Source organism: Streptomyces griseoflavus, assembly GCF_014649995.1.
Taxonomy (GTDB): domain Bacteria; phylum Actinomycetota; class Actinomycetes; order Streptomycetales; family Streptomycetaceae; genus Streptomyces; species Streptomyces griseoflavus.
This window is the reverse complement of the sequence record NZ_BMUC01000026.1, coordinates 14,378-34,834: the sequence shown is the minus strand read 5'-3', so window position 1 is coordinate 34,834 and position 20,457 is coordinate 14,378. Positions and strand designations below refer to the sequence as shown.

At 72.8% G+C, this 20,457-nt stretch carries 19 protein-coding genes and 1 tRNA gene; 9 read left to right on the top strand and 11 right to left on the bottom strand.

Translation table 11 applies throughout. The annotated features are described in order from the left end of the window. Window positions 1-83: 83 nt before the first annotated feature. The 7 genes from IE172_RS33180 to galU all read right to left on the bottom strand — a co-directional run bounded on the left by IE172_RS33180 (window position 84) and on the right by galU (window position 5,682). A tRNA-Ala gene (locus IE172_RS33180) sits at window positions 84-157 on the bottom strand. Between the two features lie 60 nt (window positions 158-217). Next, window positions 218-1,414, bottom strand: a complete 1,197-nt coding sequence (gene sepX / locus IE172_RS33175; RefSeq protein ID WP_190101077.1) for a divisome protein SepX/GlpR — start codon at window positions 1,412-1,414, stop codon at window positions 218-220. Window positions 1,415-1,597: 183 nt separating this feature from the next. Further along, window positions 1,598-2,251, bottom strand: coding sequence for a GNAT family N-acetyltransferase (locus IE172_RS33170; RefSeq protein WP_190101080.1), 654 nt, complete (start codon window positions 2,249-2,251; stop codon window positions 1,598-1,600). Between the two features lie 26 nt (window positions 2,252-2,277). Next, window positions 2,278-2,820, bottom strand: coding sequence for a MogA/MoaB family molybdenum cofactor biosynthesis protein (locus tag IE172_RS33165; protein WP_190101076.1), 543 nt, complete (start codon window positions 2,818-2,820; stop codon window positions 2,278-2,280). Then, window positions 2,817-3,365: a cyclic pyranopterin monophosphate synthase MoaC gene (moaC, locus tag IE172_RS33160; RefSeq protein ID WP_190101075.1), complete on the bottom strand. Its 549-nt coding sequence runs from the start codon at window positions 3,363-3,365 to the stop codon at window positions 2,817-2,819. Before moaC ends, IE172_RS33165 begins: the two co-directional genes overlap by 4 nt. An 86-nt stretch (window positions 3,366-3,451) precedes the next feature. Continuing rightward, window positions 3,452-4,774: a molybdotransferase-like divisome protein Glp gene (gene glp / locus IE172_RS33155; protein ID WP_190101074.1), complete on the bottom strand. Its 1,323-nt coding sequence runs from the start codon at window positions 4,772-4,774 to the stop codon at window positions 3,452-3,454. Beyond that, window positions 4,771-5,682 (bottom strand): UTP--glucose-1-phosphate uridylyltransferase GalU, encoded by a 912-nt coding sequence (gene galU, locus IE172_RS33150; protein ID WP_190101073.1) that lies wholly within the window; start codon window positions 5,680-5,682, stop codon window positions 4,771-4,773. Before galU ends, glp begins: the two co-directional genes overlap by 4 nt. A 92-nt stretch (window positions 5,683-5,774) precedes the next feature. Here galU and IE172_RS33145 point away from each other — a divergent pair, with 92 nt between their 5' ends. Further along, window positions 5,775-6,413, top strand: coding sequence for a 5-formyltetrahydrofolate cyclo-ligase (locus IE172_RS33145; RefSeq protein ID WP_190101072.1), 639 nt, complete (start codon window positions 5,775-5,777; stop codon window positions 6,411-6,413). A 73-nt stretch (window positions 6,414-6,486) separates the two neighbouring features. Here IE172_RS33145 and IE172_RS33140 read toward each other — a convergent pair whose 3' ends face one another. Beyond that, window positions 6,487-9,318 carry a penicillin acylase family protein gene (locus tag IE172_RS33140; protein ID WP_190101071.1) on the bottom strand — a complete coding sequence of 944 codons (2,832 nt, stop codon included), beginning with the start codon at window positions 9,316-9,318 and terminating at the stop codon, window positions 6,487-6,489. Window positions 9,319-9,586: 268 nt separating this feature from the next. Between IE172_RS33140 and IE172_RS33135 the strand changes: the two genes are divergently transcribed. The 6 genes from IE172_RS33135 (at window position 9,587) to mscL (ending at window position 15,562) form a co-directional block, all read left to right on the top strand. Next, complete coding sequence (locus tag IE172_RS33135; RefSeq protein ID WP_190101079.1) at window positions 9,587-11,092, top strand: potassium/proton antiporter; 1,506 nt, start codon at window positions 9,587-9,589, stop codon at window positions 11,090-11,092. A 273-nt stretch (window positions 11,093-11,365) separates the two neighbouring features. Next, the gene (locus IE172_RS33130; RefSeq protein WP_190101070.1) at window positions 11,366-12,649 is read left to right on the top strand and encodes an MFS transporter; all 1,284 of its coding nucleotides are present in this window, start codon (window positions 11,366-11,368) and stop codon (window positions 12,647-12,649) included. Between the two features lie 67 nt (window positions 12,650-12,716). Then, window positions 12,717-13,064 (top strand): FmdB family zinc ribbon protein, encoded by a 348-nt coding sequence (locus tag IE172_RS33125; RefSeq protein WP_190101069.1) that lies wholly within the window; start codon window positions 12,717-12,719, stop codon window positions 13,062-13,064. 77 nt (window positions 13,065-13,141) lie between these two features. Further along, complete coding sequence (locus IE172_RS33120) at window positions 13,142-13,984, top strand: S-methyl-5'-thioadenosine phosphorylase (protein WP_190101068.1); 843 nt, start codon at window positions 13,142-13,144, stop codon at window positions 13,982-13,984. A gap of 387 nt (window positions 13,985-14,371) precedes the next feature. Further along, window positions 14,372-14,878, top strand: a complete 507-nt coding sequence (locus IE172_RS33115; RefSeq protein WP_190101078.1) for a hypothetical protein — start codon at window positions 14,372-14,374, stop codon at window positions 14,876-14,878. A 153-nt stretch (window positions 14,879-15,031) separates the two neighbouring features. Beyond that, window positions 15,032-15,562, top strand: coding sequence for a large conductance mechanosensitive channel protein MscL (gene mscL, locus IE172_RS33110; RefSeq protein ID WP_190101067.1), 531 nt, complete (start codon window positions 15,032-15,034; stop codon window positions 15,560-15,562). A gap of 25 nt (window positions 15,563-15,587) precedes the next feature. Here mscL and IE172_RS33105 read toward each other — a convergent pair whose 3' ends face one another. Continuing rightward, entirely contained in the window at window positions 15,588-15,764 is a 177-nt protein-coding gene (locus tag IE172_RS33105; RefSeq protein ID WP_190101066.1) for a hypothetical protein, read from the bottom strand. A 43-nt stretch (window positions 15,765-15,807) separates the two neighbouring features. Between IE172_RS33105 and IE172_RS33100 the strand changes: the two genes are divergently transcribed. Further along, window positions 15,808-16,836 (top strand): P1 family peptidase, encoded by a 1,029-nt coding sequence (locus tag IE172_RS33100; RefSeq protein WP_190101065.1) that lies wholly within the window; start codon window positions 15,808-15,810, stop codon window positions 16,834-16,836. Between the two features lie 317 nt (window positions 16,837-17,153). Then, a complete protein-coding gene (locus IE172_RS33095) occupies window positions 17,154-17,900 on the top strand; it encodes a DUF6227 family protein (protein WP_190101064.1) in 747 nt (248 codons plus the stop codon). Window positions 17,901-17,933: 33 nt separating this feature from the next. Here IE172_RS33095 and IE172_RS33090 read toward each other — a convergent pair whose 3' ends face one another. Together IE172_RS33090 and IE172_RS33085 are read right to left on the bottom strand one after the other, a co-directional pair. After that, window positions 17,934-18,212, bottom strand: a complete 279-nt coding sequence (locus IE172_RS33090) for a hypothetical protein (protein WP_190101063.1) — start codon at window positions 18,210-18,212, stop codon at window positions 17,934-17,936. A gap of 117 nt (window positions 18,213-18,329) precedes the next feature. Next, a complete protein-coding gene (locus tag IE172_RS33085) occupies window positions 18,330-20,402 on the bottom strand; it encodes a PTS fructose transporter subunit IIABC (protein ID WP_190101062.1) in 2,073 nt (690 codons plus the stop codon). Between the last annotated feature and the right edge of the window lie 55 nt (window positions 20,403-20,457).

Sequence of the window (20,457 nt, the reverse complement as noted above, 5' to 3'; positions counted from 1 at the left end):
CGACGAGATCCCGGTCAGACGGTGACCGTCTGACCGGGATCTCGTGAACCGTTCCGGGGTGAACCCGTGAACGGCCCCTGCAGTGGACCTGAGGGGATTTGAACCCCTGGCCCCCTCGATGCGAACGAGGTGCGCTACCGGACTGCGCCACAGGCCCTTGCAACGAGTGAAACTTTAGCATCCCGATCGGGGTGCTCGGAAATCCGTTGGCCGGGTGCTACTCGTTGGCGGCCTTCGGGCGGTCGCCGTCCTCGTACTGGTCGAAGAGGGGGGTGCGCCCGCGTTCGCGGGAGCGGCGGGCGGAGGCGGCGCGGCGGGCGTCGCTGCGGTCGCCGGCGTCGGGGCCGGGCTCGTCCGGCTCCGGCGCCGGGGCCGCCTCGTCGGCCGGTACCGCGCTGGAGCGGGCCGCGCTCCAGGTGTCCGGTGCGCCGAGGTCCACGTCGCCGGCGGCGCGCGGGGCGACCGGGGCCGTGACGTACGTGGGGAGCGGTACGGGGACGGGGTCCCAGCTGTCGCCGCCCTGGCCGGGGCGCCGCTGCCGCTCGCGCTGCTGGTCGACCCACTCGGCGTGGTCGGTCTGCTCGACGAGCGCGCGCCGGTCCGCGGCCAGCGCGGTGAGGCCCGGGTCGGTGTCGACTCCCGCTTCCGGCCCCTCCGGTTCGTCGGGGTCGGCGTCGGTGACGGACGGGCGGCGGCGCGGCTGGCGCTCGCGCAGCCGCTGTGCCGCGACCTCGGCCTGGCGGCGGTCCATCTGGTAGGCGAAGCGGCGGCGCTCCTGGGAGCGGAGGTAGGCGATGTAGGAGCTCAGCAGGACGGCCGGCACACCGGGTGCCCAGAGGAAGGCCAGTCCGCCGACGGCCGCGACGACCGCGCCGACGGTGAAGGCGACGAAGAGGAGCGTGGTGGTGCGCCGGCGGCGGGCGAGTGCCTGCGTGCGCCGGGCGCGGGCCGCCGCGGCCTGCGCCGCCCGCTCGCGCCGGATGTCCGCCGCCCGGCGGGCGGCCGGGACACCCCCCGGTGCCGGTTCGGCCGCGGGCCGGTCCGCGCGGTCGCGCGGAGGGCGTGCCGGACGGTCGGCAGCCGCCGGTTCCGGCCGCTCCTCGGGGATTGACGGGACGGGCGCCTGGGTCTGCGGACGGGTCTGGGACACGGCGAAGGCCCGGACGTCCACCGAGTCGGTGATCGCATCCGGGTCGTGGACGCCCTGCTCCCCCTCGTCGGAGGTGCGCGCCCGCAGGTCCTTGGCGTACCGGCGCTCCATGCCCGCCCGTCCGGACAGCAATCGGATGGCGGTGCTGAAGCGTTCCGTCGGACGGGCCTCGTTCAGCTCGTCCTGCCTACGGAGCCACATCGGCACCAAGTAGGCGGCCCAGGCCCCGACAATGACTGCGTAGATGAGGCCGCTGCTGCTCACGCCTCACACGGTAGAGGGGTTTGGACGGGGCCATCCGCCAATTGGGCCGGTGTGTCGCACGATCTGGCTGATATTTCGAACTTTTCTTGTGACCGGCTCGATCAGGCATCGATCAGACGGCCGCTCGAACCGGGAAATTCCACGCCCCGAGACGTCGATCCGGGATCAAATTCGAACGTTTATTCAATTCCCCGGTCCGTGCGGGATTCCCCGGTTGCGCCGTTCGTGTCCGGGCAGCTCGTGGCCCGAGCGCTCCCGGGAGCGCGCCCGGCGCCATCGGGCGAGCAGACCGTCGGAGACTTCCTCCGCCGTGAGCGCGAAGACGAGATGGTCGCGCCAGGCCCCGTCAATGTGGAGATAGCGCGGGCGCAGCCCCTCCTCGCGGAATCCGAGTTTCTCCACGACCCTGCGGCTCGGCCCGTTCTCCGGTCGAATGCACACCTCGACGCGGTGCAGTCCGACCGTGCGGAAACAGTGGTCCACGACCATCGCCACGGCCGTCGGCACCACTCCGCGTCCGGCCACCGACTCGTCCACCCAGTAGCCGACGTGGCCCGAGCACATCGAGCCCCAGGTGATCCCGGCGACCGTCAGCTGCCCGACCAGGCGCCCCTGGTACTCGATGACGAAGGGGAGCATCCGGCCGGCGTTCGCCTCCGAGCGCAGGTGGCGCACCATCTGACGGTAGGTGGGGCGGTGGGTGACGGGGCCGCTGGGGGTGGGCGGCGGGATGGTCGCCTCCCAGGGCCGCAGCCAGTCGCGGTTGCGCCGGTTGACCTCGCGCCAGGCCTTCTGGTCGCGCAGTTTGATCGGCCGGAGGACGATGTCGCCGTCCACCAGTTCCACGGGCCAGTGTGGGCTGTTCAGCTCGCACCCCCGCCACTGGTGTCCGGCCGGGGGTGGTCCCCGCCGCGCAGCTGGTCCACGGCGTGCCTCAGCAGCGGTTCGAGGACGGCGAGCCCGTCCTTCACTCCGCCGCTGGAGCCGGGCAGGTTGACGATCAGGGTTCCACCGGCGACTCCGGCGAGGCCCCGGGAGAGGGCGGCCGTGGGCACCTTGTCCCGGCCGTACGCGCGGATGGCCTCCGCGATGCCGGGGACCTCGTGGTCGATCACCCGGCGGGTCGCCTCGGGGGTGCGGTCGGTGGGCGAGACACCGGTGCCGCCGGTGGTGACGACGACGTCGTAACCCGCGTCGACGCCCGCGCGCAGGGCGGCCTCCACGGGGTCGCCGTCGGGGACGACCTGGGGGCCGTCGACGGTGAAGCCGAAGCGGCGCAGGCCCTCCGCGATCAACGGGCCGCCCTTGTCCTCGTAGACGCCGGCGGCGGCCCGGTTGGAGGCCGTGACCACCAGCGCGCTGTACGGCGCGGGCAGCGCGCCGCCGGCCGACGCGTCGGGTGTCATGACCGGCTCCAGTCGCCCGACTTGCCGCCCGTCTTCTCCTCCACCCGTACGTCCGTGATGACCGCCTCCTTGTCGACCGCCTTGACCATGTCGATCACGGTGAGGGCGGCGACCGACACCGCGGTGAGCGCCTCCATCTCCACACCCGTGCGGTCCGTCGTCTTCACGGTCGCCGCGATCTCCACGGCGTCGTCCGCGACCGACAGGTCCAGTTTCACACCGGACACCGACAAGGGGTGGCACAGCGGGATCAGGTCGGGGGTGCGTTTGGCGCCCATGATGCCCGCGATGCGGGCGGTGGCGAGCGCGTCGCCCTTGGGGACGCCCTCGCCGCGCAGCAGTTCGATCACGCGCGGGGAGACGAGGACGCGGCCGGTGGCCCGTGCGGTGCGCGCGGTGACGTCCTTGGCGGACACGTCGACCATCCGGGCGGCGCCCGCCGCGTCGATGTGGGTCAGACGGGACGGCTCCGCGGTTCCGGAGGGTCCGGGGGGTGCGGCGGGTTCGGAGGATCCGGGGGTCGCCCCCCGGGATGGCACGGTCATGATCGTGTGGCGCTCCCGGTCCTGGCCCGGCGCGGTGCGGCGCTCGGGCCTGCTGTGCGCGACACGGTACCGCCAACCGGCCTCGGTCAGCCGAGCAGGACCACTTCGGCCTCGGCGCCCGGGGCGAGGGACTCGACGTCCTCGGGGACGACGATCAGCGCGTTCGCCTGGGCGAGGGCGGCGACGAGGTGGGAGCCGGCGCCGCCGACGGGCGTGACCGTGCCGTCGGCGTACCGGCCGCGCAGGAACTGGCGGCGGCCCGCGGGCGAGGTGAGGGCCCGGGCCGTGACGAGTTTCGCGCGGGTCCTGGGCCGGTGGACGTCGGTGAGGCCCATCAGGGTGCGGATGGCGGGGCGGACGAACAGCTCGAAGGAGACGTACGAGGAGACCGGGTTGCCGGGGAGGGCGAGCAGCGGGGTGTGGTCGGGTCCGATGGAGCCGAAGCCCTGGGGTTTGCCCGGCTGCATGGCGAGTCTGCGGAAGTCGACGCCGCTGCCGGGCTCGTCCTCGTCCGCCGCGTAGGACAGCGCCTCCTTGACGACGTCGTACGCGCCGACGCTCACGCCGCCGGTGGTGACCATCAGGTCGGCGCGGACCAGCTGGTCGTCGATGGTGTCCCGCAGGGTGGCGGCGTCGTCGGCGACGGCGCCCACCCGGTAGGCGATCGCGCCGGCGTCCCGCGCGGCGGCGGTGAGGGCGAAGCTGTTGGAGTCGTAGATCTGACCGGCGCCGAGTTGCTCGTCGGGCTGGACGAGTTCGCTGCCGGTGGAGAGCACCACCACGCGCGGGCGGGGGCGGACCCGGACCGTGCCGCGGCCGATGGCGGCCAGGAGGGAGATCTGCGGGGGGCCGAGGACGGTGCCGGCGTCCAGGGCGCGGTCGCCGGCCCGGACGTCGCTGCCCTGGGCGCGCACGTGCGCGCGTGCCGCGGCGGGGCGGTGGACGCAGACCTGGCCGGTGGCGCCCTCGGGGGCCAGGCTGCGGGCGCGCATGCCGGTCGCCGGGCCCTCGCCGAGGCCGCCGTCGGTCCACTCGACGGGGACGACGGTCTCGGCGCCGGGCGGCAGCGGGGCGCCGGTCATGATGCGGGCGGCCTGGCCGGGGCCGACGTGGAGGAGGTCGGCCTGGCCGGCGGCGACGTCCCCGATCACCTCGAGGGCCGCCGGGTACCGCTCGCTCGCGCCCGCGATGTCCGCGACCCGCACCGCGTACCCGTCCATGGAGCTGTTGTCGAACGGGGGCAGCGACACCGGCACCGTGATGTCCTCGACCAGGACGCAGCCCTGGGCGTCGAGGAGCTGCAGCTCGATCGGTTCGAGGGGCCGGACGGTCGCGAGGATGTCGTCCAGGTGCTCGTCCACCGACCAGAGGTGGTCCGGTCCTGCGGTGCGGGGCGCGGCGGTGCTCAACGTTGCTGCATCTCCTCGGTGACATAACGGCGGAGCCAGTTCCGGAAGTCCGGTCCCAGGTCCTCACGTTCGCACGCGAGCCGGACGATGGCACGGAGGTAGTCGCCGCGGTCGCCGGTGTCATAGCGGCGGCCCTTGAAGACGACGCCGTGCACCGGGCCGCCGGCCTTCTCGTCCTGCGCGAGCTGCTGGAGGGCGTCGGTGAGCTGGATCTCCCCGCCGCGGCCGGGCTCGGTCGTGCGCAGTATGCCGAAGACGGCCGGGTCGAGGACGTAGCGGCCGATGATGGCGTAGTTGGAGGGCGCGTCCTCGGGGGCGGGCTTCTCGACCAGGCCGCTGATCCGCACGACGTCGGAGTCCGCGGTGGCCTCGACGGCGGCGGAGCCGTAGAGGTGGATCTGCTCGGGGGCCACCTCCATCAGCGCGATGACGCTGCCGCCGTACTGCTGCTGGACGTCGATCATGCGCTGGAGCAGGAGGTCGCGCGGGTCGATCAGGTCGTCGCCGAGGAGGACGGCGAAGGGCTCGTCGCCGACGTGCGGGGCGGCGCACAGGACGGCGTGGCCGAGGCCCTTGGGGTCGCCCTGGCGGACGTAGTGCATGGTGGCCAGGTCACTGGACTCCTGGACCTTGGCAAGGCGGTCGGCGTCGCCCTTCTTCTGAAGGGCGGATTCCAGTTCGTAGTTGCGGTCGAAATGGTCCTCCAGCGGGCGCTTGTTGCGGCCCGTGACCATGAGGACGTCGTCCAGACCGGCGGCGACGGCCTCTTCGACCACGTACTGGATCGCCGGCTTGTCGACGACCGGCAGCATTTCCTTGGGAGTGGCCTTGGTGGCCGGCAGGAACCGCGTGCCGAGACCCGCAGCGGGGATGACAGCCTTGCTGATCCGAGGGTGTGACTGTGACATGCCGGACACCATATCCGGTGCGTTGGCAGGGAATCTGCGGCTCCGGTTAATTACCGCTCATATGAGCATATTAGAACGGTACGGGTACAGACTTGAGACACAACGATCGCGAGGACGAGTCTGACAAGCGGACACTGCGACGCGAAATCCTCCGGGCGAGGGACGGGTTGACGGCGGATGACGTGCGGAGGAACGCGGCCGAGCTGGCCCGGCAGGCCCTCTCGCTGCCCGAACTCGCTCACGCGCGCACGGTGGCGGCGTACGTCTCCGTGGGGAGCGAACCCGGCACGCTCGCGCTGCTGGACGCGCTGCGCGCCGGGGGCGTACGCGTGCTGCTGCCCGTGCTGCTGCCGGACAACGACCTCGACTGGGGGGCGTACACGGGTGTGGGCTCACTCGCCCGGGTGCGGCGCGGCGGACGCATGACCCTGCTGGAGCCGGCCGGGGAACGCCTCGGTCCGGACGCCGTGACCGAGGCGGACGCCGTCCTGCTGCCCGGGCTGGCCGTCGACGCGCGCGGGATGCGGCTGGGACGCGGCGGCGGCTCGTACGACCGGGTCCTCGCGCGGCTGCACCGCGCGGGCGCGCGCCCGGCGCTGGTGGTGCTGCTGTACGGCTCCGAGGTCGTCGGGCGGGTCCCGGTGGAGCCGCACGACCGGCCGGTGCACGCGGTGGTGACACCGTCCGGGGTGCGGCGGTTCGACCGGCCGTCCGGCGAGGCGGGCCCCTGACCGGAGGTCCGGACACGCGCATCGGCCTCCACGCACGCGTGGAGGCCGATGTCGGTGGCGGGTCCGCCCGGGGTCAGGGCTTGAGCAGCAGCGTGTCCTCCGTGCTCTTGTCGACCGCCTCCTTGGTGAACGGCCACTCCAGCAGCTCGCCGTTCGCCCACTTGTCCGTCTGGTCGACGTAGTGCGAGCTATAGGCGTGTCCGGAGGCGCCGGTGAGGTTGATGTAGCGCGACTTGTCGAGGTCGGCGAGGTTGACCACCATCCGCATGGACGGCACCCACACGACCTCGTAGCCGCCGGCCGCGTTCCAGCCGGTCGCGTTGACCGTGGCCTCTCCGCCGCCGAGCTTCCACGGGCCGCGGTTGAGGGCGTACTGCAGGAAGCCGGGCCCCTCGGTGCCGAGCGTCTGGTTCTTCAGGAACAGGCGGTGCAGCCGTCCCCAGCTCCAGCTGTCGATGTCCTTGCCGAGCTTGGCGGTCAGCTCCCAGCGGGCGTCGATCATCGCCCGCTTGAACAGGTCGTCACGGTTGTCGGCGGCGGGCCGGGTGCCCCTCTTGGGCGTCGTCCACCACTCGCTGTCCTCGTCCTCCATCAGCGTGCGCACCACCTCGAACCAGCGGTCGCCGCCGTCCGGCTGCGCCTGGTCGGCGGCGCGCTGCCCGCACTCGCGGACCTTGCTCACCTCGTCGGCGGGTCCGGTGGGGTTGACCGGGTCGACCCACAGGCACTGGCCCTCGACGCGCAGTTCCTTGGGCAGCTTGTGGCCGAAGGCGAGCTTGAGGATGTTGCGCCACACGGAGTTGAAGTAGGCGGCGGCCGCCGAGTCGGCGTCCTGGGTGTAGTCCCAGCCCTCCAGCAGCTTCTGCGCCTCACGCACGTCCGGGTCACCGGTGTCGATCTTGAGCAGTTCGGGCACCAGCAGCTTGGCGATGGAGCTGGAGTTGTCGAGCTGCATCTGCCGCATGTCGTCGGTGGAGAGCTTGCCACCACCCTTGATCTTCGACTGGATCAGATCGGTGATCTGCCGGCTGCGGGCGCCGTAACCCCAGTCCGTGGTCAGCGTGTACGGGTAGTCCTCGCCGACGACGGCCTGGTTGGCGGTGACGATGTAGCCGCGCTCGGGGTCGAACTCGTAGGGCAGCTCGTCCTGCTCGATCCAGCCGGTCCACTGGTAGCCGGGGTCCCAGCCGAGGGCGGGGACGGCGCCGTCGTGCTTCTTCGCGCGGGTGGGGATCTTGCCGGGCAGCGTGTAGCCGATGTGGCCCTCGGTGTCCGCGTAGACGAGGTTCTGCGAGGGCACCTCGAACAGCGTGGCCGCCTCGCGGAAGTCGTCCCAGTCCTTCGCGCGGTTGATGGCGAAGACGGAGTCCATGGTGCGGCCCGGGTCCAGCGCGGTCCAGCGCAGCGCGACGCCGTAGCCGTCGCCCCGGTCGGGGGCCTCGCTGTTGACGGTGGCCTTCTTGCCGGTCCTCACCAGCTCGTCGGAACGGTCGGACAGCAGCGGGCCGTTGTTGGTCCGGCGGACCACGATCTTGCGCGAGGCGCCGCCGGCGACCTTGATGGTCTCCTCGCGGGTCTCGAACGGCACCACCTTGTCGCCGTACTGGTAGCCGTCGCCGGTGATCTTCTCCAGGTAGAGGTCGGTGACGTCCACGCCGGAGTTGGTCAGGCCCCAGGCGATGTCCTGGTTGTGGCCGATTATCACGCCGGGCATGCCGGCGAAGGTGTAGCCGGTGACGTCGTACCGGCACTTCTCCGAGACGCTGCGGCAGTGCAGGCCCATCTGGTACCAGACGGACGGCAGCGAGGCCGACAGGTGCGGGTCGTTGGCGAGCAGCGGCTCACCGGTGATGGTGTGGTCGCCGGAGACGACCCAGGAGTTGGAGCCGATGCCGTCACCGTTGACGCCGACGGCGGTGGGGAGGTCCTGGAGGACCTGCTGCAGGCCCGCCAGCTGGCCCTCGACGCCCGATCCCTCGGTGCCGGTGCCGGATCCCGTGCCGGTGCCGACGCCCGTGCCGGTCCCGTCGCCGCCCCCCGCGCCCGTCCCGGTCCCGTCGCCCGTCCCGGTCCCGGTCCCGTCGCCCGTCCCGGTCCCGTCACCGTCGCCGGAGCCGCTCGCCTCGTAGGCCTCGGTGAGCTCGTCGTACCGGCCCTCCCGGACCACCGGCTTGTTCCGGTCGTACGGGTACGCCGGGTACAGGTCGGCGATCTGCTTCGGGCCGAGACGGCTGGTCATCAGCGCGCGGTCGATCTCGTCCTGCATGTTGCCGCGCAGGTCCCAGGCCATCGCCTTCAGCCAGGCCACGGAGTCGACCGGGGTCCACTCCCCCGGCGCGTAGTCGTTCTCGAAGCCCAGCGCCGCGTACTCCAGCGAGATCTCCTTGCCCTCCTTGCCCTCCAGGTAGGCGTTGACGCCCTTGGCGTACGCCTGGAGGTACTTCTTCGTGGCGGGGGAGAGCTTCTTGTCGTACTCCTCCTGGGCGACGCGCTCCCAGCCGAGGGTGCGCAGGAACGCGTCGTTGTCGACCTGGCCCGCGCCGAACATCTCCGACAGGCGCCCGGCGGTCATGTGCCGCCGCACGTCCATCTCGTAGAACCGGTCCTGCGCCTGGACGTAGCCCTGGGCCATGAACAGGTCCTCGTCGGAGGAGGCGTAGATCTGCGGGATGCCGTGGCCGTCGCGTTTGACGTCGACGTTCCCCGACAGGCCCTTGAGCGTGATCGAGCCCTCGGTCTGCGGGAAGGAGGCACGCACGGTGCTGACCGACCAGTATCCCCCGTAGGCGACACCGCCGATCAGGGCCAGCACCAGGACGAGCACGAACAGACGCGCTTTGCGCCCTCTTTTCCTGCCGGACTTGCCGGGCTGCTGACCCGTGGAGGCGGTGGTGTCGGTGGGCATCGCTGTCCTTGCTGTCCTAACGCGAGCGGCAGGTCGGGGCTGTGCTTTTAACTGAGCGCTGGAGCAACGATAGGCGCAGGGCCCCGCGCCCCTTGACGCGGAGTCGGGAACCAGCCCGGACGGGCGTTCGATCATGCCGTGAACCGCGTCAAGAACGCGTCAAGAGTTAGGTAAGGTAACGAAGTAGTTTGCCGCCGTGGCGGTGGATCGCACGCGATGTACGTGAGCTCCCGCGCGCACGCGCCGGAGTGAGGGAAGGGAACGGCCGCTGACTGTCCACCACCTCAACCAGCTGCTGCTCGTCTCCTCGGTCGTGCTGCTCGTGGCCGTCGTCGCGGTCCGGATCTCCTCGCGCAGCGGACTCCCCAGCCTGCTCGTCTATCTGGGCATAGGCGTCGCCATCGGCCAGGACGGCATCGGCGACATCCCCTACGACAACGCCGAACTGACCCAGGTCATCGGATACGCGGCGCTGGTCGTGATCCTGGCCGAGGGCGGCCTCGGCACCAAGTGGAGCGAGGCGAAGCCGGCCCTGCCCGCGGCCACCGCGCTCGCCCTGGCCGGCGTCGCGGTGAGCGTCGGGGTCACCGCGTCGGCGGCGCACTACGTCGTCGGGCTGGAGTGGCGGCAGGCGCTCATCATCGGGGCGGTGGTCTCCTCGACCGACGCGGCGGCCGTCTTCTCGGTGCTGCGGAGAATCCCCCTGCCCTCCCGGGTGACGGGCACCCTGGAGGCGGAGTCCGGCTTCAACGACGCCCCCGTCGTCATCCTGGTCGTCGCCTTCTCGGCGGCCGGACCGGTCGAGCACTGGTACGTACTGATCGGCGAGATCGCGCTGGAACTGGCCATCGGCGCCGCCATCGGCCTCGCGGTGGGCTGGCTCGGCGCCTGGGGACTGCGGCACGTGGCGCTGCCCGCCTCCGGTCTCTACCCGATCGCCGTCATGGCCATCGCCGTCGCCGCCTACGCGGTGGGCGCCACCGCCCACGGCAGCGGCTTCCTCGCCGTCTACCTCGCCTCGATGGTGCTGGGCAACGCCCGCCTGCCGCACTGGCCCGCCACCCGCGGGTTCGCCGAAGGGCTCGGCTGGATCGCCCAGATCGGCATGTTCGTCCTGCTCGGCCTGCTGGTCACCCCGCACGAACTCGGCGACGACATCGTGCCCGCGCTGCTCATCGGGCTCGCCCTCACCCTGCTGGCCCGCCCGCTGAGCGTCGTGGTGTGCCTGCTGCCGTTCCGGGTGCCCTGGCAGGAACAGACTCTGATGTCGTGGGCGGGACTGCGCGGCGCCGTGCCCATCATCCTGGCGACGATCCCGATGGTGCAGGGCGTCGACGGGAGCGAGCGGATCTTCAACATCGTCTTCGTCCTGGTCGTCGTCTACACCCTCGTCCAGGGCCCGACGCTGCCCTGGCTGGCCCGGAAGCTGCGGCTGGGCGAGGACTCCGGTGCCGCCGACCTCGGCATCGAGTCCGCGCCCCTGGAGCGGCTGCGCGGACACCTGCTGTCGGTCGCCATCCCCGACGGGTCGCGGATGCACGGTGTGGAGGTCGGCGAACTGCGGCTGCCGGCCGGCGCCGCCGTCACCCTCGTCGTGCGCGAGGAGACGTCCTTCGTCCCGCTGCCGTCGACGGTGCTGCGGCGCGGGGACGAACTGCTCGTCGTCGCCACGGACCCGGTACGGGACGCCGCCGAACGGCGCCTGCGCGCGGTCGGCCGGGGCGGGAAGCTGGCCGACTGGCTGGGCACGGACGGTTCGCGGGCGGAACACTGACCGGACGGCTCCCGCAGCCGCCGGGAACACCCGTCACCGCAGGCGGGGTGCCCCTTTTCACACCCGGACCGGCCGGCGGGCCCCTGTACTATGCACACGACCCCAGATCGAACCAACTCTGCCTGACGCAGAGCTGGCGCGACCGTATGGCGGCCGGGACGCCCTGAGCTGTGGCGCCGGTATCTACCGCAGTCAGCGCAAGAGGACAGCTCTCGGCGCTCCCGCACGCCCCGCGCGCGCGGGGCGCTACCAGGTGGCAGAAAGGCACGGGCCGTGGCATCCACGGTCACCACGTCTCCGGACCCGTCCGCCTCCCGCCCGGGATACGGCCGGCTGCTGCGCACGCGCGGCGCGTGGACGTTCCTGCTCCCCGGCTTCGCGGCCCGCCAGCCGTTCGCCATGCTCACCCTCTCCATCGTGCTGCTGGTGCAGCACACCACCGGCTCCTACGGGGCGGCCGGCGCCGTCGCCGCCGTCACCGGGGTCGCCATGGCCCTCTTCGCGCCCTACAGCGGCCGCCTCGCCGACCGCTACGGGCAGCGGGCCGTCCTGGTGCCCGGTGTCCTCGTGCACACGGTGTCCGGCACCGCCCTCACCACGCTGGCACTGACCGGCGCCCCCCTGTGGGCCCTGTTCGCCGCCGCCGTGCCCACGGGCGCCTCGGTGCCGCAGATCGGGCCCATGGTGCGCGCCCGCTGGGGCGTCAAGCTCAAGGGCTCCCCGCTGATGGCCACCGCTGCGGCCTTCGAGTCCGTCACCGACGAGTTCACCTTCGTCGTCGGACCGCTGCTGGCCACGGCGCTGTGCACGGCCGTCGACCCGGCCGCCGGCCTGGTCACCGAAGCCGCGCTCACCCTCGTCGGCGGTCTGCTGTTCGCCGCGCAGAAGGGCACCCAGCCCCCGGTCGCCGGCACCGGGCAGACCCGGGTGCGGCACGCCTCCGCGCTGCGCGTCCCCGGCGTGCGGGTGCTGATCGTGACCTTCCTCGGCATCGGGTCCGTCTTCGGCGGCATGCAGGTCTCGCTGGCCGCGTACACCGAGTCAATCGGCAACCCCGGACTGAACGGCGTCCTGTACGGCGTCTTCGCCACCGGCAACATGATCGCCGGCATCGCCTGCGGCGCCATCGCCTGGAAGATCGCCCCGCAACGCCGTCTCGTCCTCGCCTACGCGGCGCTGGCGCTGACCGCGTCCGCCCTGTGGACCGCCCACTCGGTGCTGCTGCTGGCCGGGCTCGGCCTGCTGGTCGGCATGTGCATCGCGCCCGCACTGATCACCGGCTACACCCTGGTGGAGGACCTGGTCCCGGCCGGAGCCCGTACCGAGGCGTTCACCTGGCTCACCGGAGCCGTCGCGCTCGGCCAGGCGGCGGCCGTCACGGTCGCCGGACAGCTGGAGGACCGGCTGTGGGACGGCGCCGGATTCCTGGTCCCGATGGGCGGTACGGTGCTGGCCCTGGCGACACTGCTGGCGCTGCGGTCGCGGCTGGTCACGGCCCCGCACGGGCGTACCGTCGCGCGTGGCGTGGGTCACCGCGAGCCCGTCGCAGTGGACTGAACCCACGGAATACGTCACTATGGACCGTCGTTAGCACTCATCGAGTGAGAGTGCCAGGAGGAAGACAGTGCCGACCTACCAGTACCAGTGCACCGAGTGCGGCGAAGGCCTCGAGGCGGTGCAGAAGTTCACCGACGACGCGCTGACCGAGTGCCCCAACTGCCAGGGCCGCCTCAAGAAGGTGTTCTCGGCCGTCGGCATCGTCTTCAAGGGCTCCGGCTTCTACCGCAACGACAGCCGCGGCTCCTCGTCGAGCAGCTCGCCGGCGTCCAAGTCCGCCGGCTCGTCCTCGTCGTCCGGCTCGTCGTCCTCCTCGGACTCGGGTTCGGGTTCGAGCGCCTCGGCCGGTTCGTCGAGCTCGTCCTCGTCGAGCTCGTCCGGTTCCGCCGGTTCCGCGAGCACGACCGCCGCGTAGGACCGCATCTCCGCGTGACCCTGTCGTCGTCCGACGACGGGGTCCTCGGCGTTTCCCGGTCCGGCTAGGGTGCGGGCATGGCGAACATGGCGAAGGCCGAGATCGGCGTGATCGGCGGCTCCGGCTTCTACTCCTTCCTCGACGACGTGACCGAGGTCCGGGTGGACACCCCGTACGGGGCCCCCAGTGACTCCCTGTTCCTCGGGGAGGTGGCGGGCCGGCGGGTCGCCTTCCTGCCGCGGCACGGGCGCGGCCACCATCTGCCGCCGCACCGCATCAACTACCGCGCCAATGTGTGGGCGCTGCGGTCGGTCGGCGCACGCCAGGTCCTCGGGCCGTGCGCGGTGGGCGGGCTGCGGCCCGAGTACGGGCCGGGCACGCTGCTGGTGCCGGACCAGCTCGTCGACCGGACGAAGTCCCGGGTGAACACCTTCTTCGACGGGCTGCCGCTGCCGGACGGCACCGTGCCGAACGTGGTCCACGTGTCCCTGGCCGACCCCTACTGCCCCGTCGGGCGGGCGGCCGCGCTGAAGGCGGCGCGGGGACGGGACTGGGAGCCGGTGGACGGCGGCACGCTGGCCGTGGTGGAGGGGCCGCGTTTCTCCACCCGCGCCGAGTCGCTGTGGCACCGGGCGCAGGGCTGGTCGGTGGTGGGCATGACCGGTCACCCCGAGGCGGCGCTCGCCCGTGAGCTGGAGCTCTGCTACACGACCCTCACGCTGGTGACCGACCTGGACGCCGGTGCCGAGACCGGTGAGGGCGTCTCCCACGACGAGGTGCTGCGGGTGTTCGCCGCCAACGTGGACCGGTTGCGGGGTGTCCTCTTCGACGCGGTGGCCGCGCTGCCGGCGGCGGGTGAACGGGACTGCCCGTGCGCGTCGGCGCTGGGCGGGATGGACCCGGGGTTCGCTCTGCCGTAACGGTTCGGCGGGCGAGGGTGCCCGCTCGGGGCGGGCGTGGGTGCCTGTGGGGGGCCATCGAGCGTGCCTGTTCCGGGCGAGTGGGGGGCCCGTGGGGGCGGGCGAGGGTGCCTGTTCGGGGATGGGCGGAGGTGCCGCCCGTTCGGGGGCGGGCGGAGGATTTCGTTCGGGTGGCGGAGTTGTCCACAGGGCCGGGGTGCGTCCACAGGGCTCGGCGGGCCGCGGCCGCGGGCCCCATCGTGGGAGCCGCAAGCCGGTCCCTCGTCGCAGGTGGTGATAGCCGTGTCCCGTCGTCCTCCCTCCTCGTTCCACTTCTCCTCGCCCTCCCCTTCCCCCTCCCCCGATGTCCCCCGCCCGCCCGGCGCCGACGTTCCTCCCCCCTGCGGGGTGCCGCACTTCGCCCCCGTGCGCGTGCGCGGCGGTCTGCCGCTCCCGGGCCGGCTCGTACGACACCGGAGGCGGGCCGTGGCGGTGGGCCTCGCGGTCACGGCGGCGGCGCTCGTGGCGGCGGGACCGCGGGAGGCGGACCGGTCGCGCGGGCACCCCGCGGGGCCGTCCGCCCCGGAGGCCGCCCCGATGTCCCCCGGGGACCGGCAGCCCGTACGGCCGAGGCGGGCGGGGACGACGGTGACGGCGCCGGTACGGATCGCCGACGCGGCCACGGTCCGGCTGCTGCGGCCGGGCGACCGGGTGGACGTGATCGCCGCCGAGGAGACGGCCTCCGGCGGCGAGGCCCGGGTGGTGGCGCGCGGAGCACGGGTCACGCGGGTGCCGGAACCGGCGGACGGCACGGGCGACGACGGGGCGCTCGTCGTGCTGTCGGTGCCGCGTTCCACGGCGGCCGGCCTGGCCGGCGCGAGCGCCACGGCACGACTGGCGGTGACCATGTGGTGAACCGTGCCGTCCCGGGGCCGACGATTCCGCCGGTCCGGTCGATCCGGTCGATCCGGTCACCCGTTCGCCGCGATTGGACAGGTCGGCACGGGTGTGGCGTAGGTTGCGGAGCGCTTTCGTCCGCAACCCACGCACGAGAAACGAGGCCCCGAAGTGAGCGACCAGGAGAAGACGAGCGTCCTGCAGGGCTTCAAGGCCTTCCTGATGCGGGGCAACGTCGTCGATCTGGCCGTGGCGGTGGTCATCGGCGCCGCCTTCACCAACATCGTCAACTCCGTCGTGAAGGGCGTCATCAACCCGCTGGTCGGCGCCTTCGGCACCAAGAACCTGGACAGCTACAGCTCGTGCCTGAAGGGCCCCTGCGAGGGCACCGGGGACGCCGCGACCGGCGTCAGGATCCTGTGGGGCTCCGTACTCGGCTCGACGCTGCAGTTCGTGATCACCGCCGGGGTCGTCTACTTCCTGATGGTGCTGCCCATGGCGAAGTACCTGGCCCGGGTGGAGGCCCGCAGGAAGGCGAAGGAGGGCACCCACGAGGTCATCGAGATCACCGAGCTGGAGGTGCTCAAGGAGATCCGCGACACCCTCGTCGCCCAGCGCGAGTCGGGCCACGGGGACGCGGGACGGAGCGACTCGGGGCAGCACGGCACCGGGCAGGGCGGCACGGGCCCGGGCGGGCGATAGGGCGAAGGCTCCGCCGGCCGGCGGGTCAGATGTGGTGGGGCGGCTTCTCGTCGAGGAAGCGCTTCAGATCGGCGGCGCTGTCGCCGGACGGGCGCTCACCCCACCCGCGGTCGGTGTCGTCCGAGGACTGCTGGTCCATCGGGTCGTCGAAGACCAGCGCGGGCTTCGGCTCACGCGGCCGGGGATCGGGGGCGGTACTCATACGTCCAGGGTACGGCCGCGCCCGGCCGGGCAGGACTGAGCCCATGACAGCTGATGCTCTGACGGATGTGGCCGGTCTGCGCGTGGGGCACGCCACGCGTGCCGGCGACGGGTGGCTCACCGGTACCACGGTCGTGCTCGCGCCCGAGGGCGGGGCCGTGGCCGCGGTGGACGTGCGCGGCGGCGGGCCCGGCACCAAGGAGACCGACGCGCTCGATCCGCGCAACCTGGTCCAGAAGGCCGAGGCGGTCGTGCTGACCGGGGGCAGCGCGTACGGGCTGGACGCGGCGTCCGGGGTGATGGCCTGGCTGGAGGAGCGGGGGCGCGGGGTGCGCGTCGGACCGGAGCCCGCGCACGTGGTCCCGGTGGTGCCGGCCGCCTGCGTGTTCGACCTGGGCCGGGGCGGCGAGTTCCGGGCCCGGCCGGACGCGGCCACCGGGCGGGCGGCGGTCGAGGCCGCGGCCGCCGCCGAGCCGGGCGCGCCGGTGCCGCAGGGCTGTGTGGGCGCCGGTACCGGCGCGGTCGTCGGCCTGGTGAAGGGCGGCATCGGCACGGCGAGCACGGTGCTGGAGTCGGGGATCACGGTGGCCGCGCTGGTGGTGGCCAACGCGGCGGGTTCGGCGGTGGATCCGGAAACGGGGGTGCTGTACGGGGAGTTGTTCCAGGGCCGGGTGCGCTACCCGGAGGCGGCGGTGCACGAGGCCGCGCTGCGGCGGCTGGCGGAGTCGGCGGAACGCAACGCCCCTCCCCCGCTGAACACCACGCTGGCGGTGGTGGCCACGGACGCCGTTCTGTCCAAGGCGCAGGCGCAGAAGCTGGCCGGCACCGCGCACGACGGCATCGCGCGGGCCGTACGGCCGGTGCACCTGCTCAGCGACGGCGACACCGTCTTCACCCTGGCCACGGGGGGACGCCCGCTCGACCCGGCGGACCCCCTCGCCCTGAACGACGTGCTCGCCGCGGGCGCGGACATGGTGACCCGGGCGATCGTCCGGGCGGTGCGTACCGCCGAGCCGGTGGACGGTCCGGGCGGAGCATGGCCGTCCTACGGGGAGTTGTACGGCCCCTCATGAGCCGCGGCGGTACCGGGGCGCGCGCGGCCAGGGCGAGCGGGGACCGTGCCCGCGCGCGGAAGGGCGGCGACCGTACCGGCGCGCGGGCAGGCGGCAACCGTGCCGGCGCGCGGGAGGGCGGTGCGGGCCGCATGACCGTGGCCGGCGAAGTGCCCGCCGGCCGGGAAGAGTTGCCGTTCCGCCGGACGGCGGGGGAATTCCTCGCGCCGCCCGGCCGTTTTCGCGTCAGACGTTTTCCCGTTCGCCGGACACGATGTCCGGCCGAGGGGCTACGGTATGCACCCACGAGGTGACATGCAGCAACGCCGGGAGAAACCTTGAGCGTTCCGTACGACACGGCAGCGTACGAACCACCCGAACCGCCCGAGTCTCCGGAGGAGCACCTCGCGCGACTCCTCGGCCGCGCCCTGAACTCCTTCGAGTTGCCGGACGAGACGGTCCGCAGGCTGGACTGCGCGCTGGCGCACGACGGTTCACTGCACTCCGCGCACCACAGCGCGGGACTCCACCGGGAGACGTACCGGCACACCTGGCTGCTCGCCGACGGTTCGGCGCTCACGCTCTGGGAGCTGGTCCACAACACCGCGCGGGGCAGCGAGCCGCAGCACGAGATATACGTGGACGAGGAGGAACTGCGCACGGCCACGGCCCGGCTCCCCCTGCCCCCGGACGCCCCGGACTTCGAGCTTCCGGTGACGGTGCTGCCCGCCCCGGCACCGGTGCCGCGGCAGACCTACGTCCCCGACGGGTCCGCGGACCACGCGCGCCGGTTACTGCGCAGGGCGGAGAACACGGACCGGCCGGGCAGCGAGACGGCGGAACTGCTCAGCACGGCCTGTGCGCACCGGATCACGCAGGCCTTCGGCCGCCCGTCCCGCGCCGGGCGGCAGGCGTTGCCCTTCTCGCTCTACGAGCACGCGTTCCTGCTGGGTGACGGCGTGGAGCTGTCCCTGTGGGAGGTGGAGCACACCCTCACGCCGGACGGTCGGCACATGTGCGAGGTGTACACCAGCGAGGACGCGGCGCGCGACGCCATGGAGCGCCGGGCGGCACGGGTCTCCTGACGGGCCGGCAGGCGGCCGGGGGCCGCCCGCGGCTCAGCCGTGCTCGCCGAACCTGCGTACCAGACCGGCGAAGGCGTCGCGTTCCGCGTCGGTGAGCCGTACCGCCTCCGCTCCCGGCCCGTCGCGCCGCTGCCGTGGGATCGTCGGGATGCCGTGCGGCGTGTGGGCCCGGGGCTCCTCGACATGCTCGGGTTCACGCTTGCGCTCGCGCCGGCGCCGCAGGACGTCGGCCAGACCCGCCGCGCAGGCCACGGCCACCAGGGTGAGGACGGTGGCGCCTGTCGTCCGCGGGCTCGTCTCGTGCTCAGACATGCGGCCCAGTACACACCACGGTCCGGGACTTTGGGCCCCGGACCGTGAGGATCGTGATCTATATCGCAGTAGGCATGAAACGCCCACACCTACCCATACGGGCGCACCGTCGTGTCGTCAGGCGGCCACCGGCTGCTTGTTCTCCGGCGCCTGTGCCGAGGCTCCCCCGCCTGCTCCCGGTCCGGCCGGAGCCGCCTTGCGCAGTCCCTTGAGCACGATCACCAGGGCCGTCGTGACGCAGACGCCGGCGGCGATGGCGACGAGGTAGAGCAACGGGTTGCCGATCAGCGGGACGACGAAGATCCCGCCGTGCGGGGCGCGCAGCGTCGCGCCGAAGGCCATCGACAGGGCGCCGGTGACCGCGCCGCCCACCATGGAGGCGGGGATCACGCGCAGCGGGTCGGCGGCGGCGAACGGGATGGCGCCCTCGCTGATGAAGGAGGCGCCCAGCACCCAGGCGGCCTTGCCGTTCTCGCGTTCGGTCCGGTTGAAGAGCTTGCCGCGGACCGTGGTGGCCAGGGCCATCGCCAGCGGCGGCACCATGCCGGCGGCCATCACCGCGGCCATGATCTTCATCGCGGAGTCGCTGGGGCTCGCGACGGCGATCCCGGCGGTGGCGAAGGTGTAGGCGACCTTGTTGACGGGGCCGCCGAGGTCGAAGCACATCATCAGGCCGAGCAGCGCGCCGAGCAGGACGGCGTTGGCGCCGGAGAGGCCGTTCAGCCAGTCCGTCATGCCCTTCTGCGCCTCGGCGATGGGCTTGCCGATGACGACGAACATCAGGAATCCGACGACCGCCGCGGAGATCAGCGGGATCACCACCACCGGCATGATGCCGCGCAGTGCCGCCGGGATCCGCACCTTCTGGATGGCGATCACCACGCCACCGGCGATCAGACCGGCCGCGAGACCGCCGAGGAACCCGGCGTTGATGGTGAGCGAGATGGCGCCGCCGACGAAGCCGGGCACCAGGCCGGGCCGGTCGGCCATGCCGTAGGCGATGTAGCCGGCCAGGACCGGGACGAGGAAGCCGAAGGCGACGCCGCCGATCTGGAAGAGCAGCGCGCCCCAGCTGTCGGCCTGGGTCCACACGAAGTGGTCCATCACCGAGGGCGCCTCGTTGATCTCGTAGCCGCCGATCGCGAAGCCGAGGGCGATGAGCAGACCGCCGGCCGCGACGAACGGCACCATGTAACTGACGCCGGACATCAGCCACTTGCGCAGCTTCGTGCCGTAGCCCTCGCCGGCTTCGCCGCCGCGCTCGACCGGTGTGCCGGGGGACGCGGCCGCGGTGGCCTCGCCGCGCTCCGCCTTGCCTCTCACCTCGGTGATCAGCTCGGCGGGGCGGTTGATGGCGGCCTTGACGCCGGTGTCGACGGTGGGCTTTCCCGCGAAGCGGTCCTTCTCCCGTACGGGGACGTCGTGGGCGAAGATCACCCCGTCCGCCGCCGCGATCACGGCCGGGTCGAGCCGGGTGAAGCCGGCCGAGCCCTGGGTCTCGACGGTGATCTCGACGCCGGCGTCCCGGCCGGCGTTCTCCAGCGACTCGGCCGCCATGTACGTGTGGGCGATGCCGGTGGGGCAGGAGGTGACGGCGACGATCCGGAAGGGGCGCTCCGGCTCGGCCGCGGTGGTGCCCGTGGCGGCCCCGGCGGAGGCCGCCGCCGGGGCCGCCACGGAGTCCTCGGAGCCGGCCGGCCCTTCGGACCTCTCGGCCCCCTCGGGGTCGGGGGAGTCCGCGGAGCGGGCGTCCTCGCCGCGGATCAGTGCCGCCGCCGAGGACGGGTCGGCCACCGAGCGGAGGGCGTCGGTGAACCCGGTGTTCATCAACTGCCGGGCCAGCGACGACAGGATCGTCAGATGGGCGTCGTCCGCGCCGGCCGGGGCGGCGATCAGGAAGATCAGGTCGGCGGGTCCGTCCGCCGCGCCGAAGTCGATCCCGGCCGTGCTGCGCCCGAAGGCCAGCGTCGGCTCGGTGACGTGTTCGCTGCGGCAGTGCGGGATGCCGATGCCGCCGTCGAGGCCGGTCGGCATCTGGGCCTCGCGGGCGGCGACGTCAGCGAGGAAGCCCTCCAGGTCGGTCACCCGGCCCCGGGCCACCATGCGCTCGGCGAGGGCGCGGGCCGCCGCTTCCTTGGTGTCGGCGGACAGGTCGAGGTCGACCAGGTCCGCGGTGATCATCTCGCTCATCGCGGGCTCCTTCGCACGCATATCGCCCGTACAGCGGGGTGGGCGGGGGAGGGGA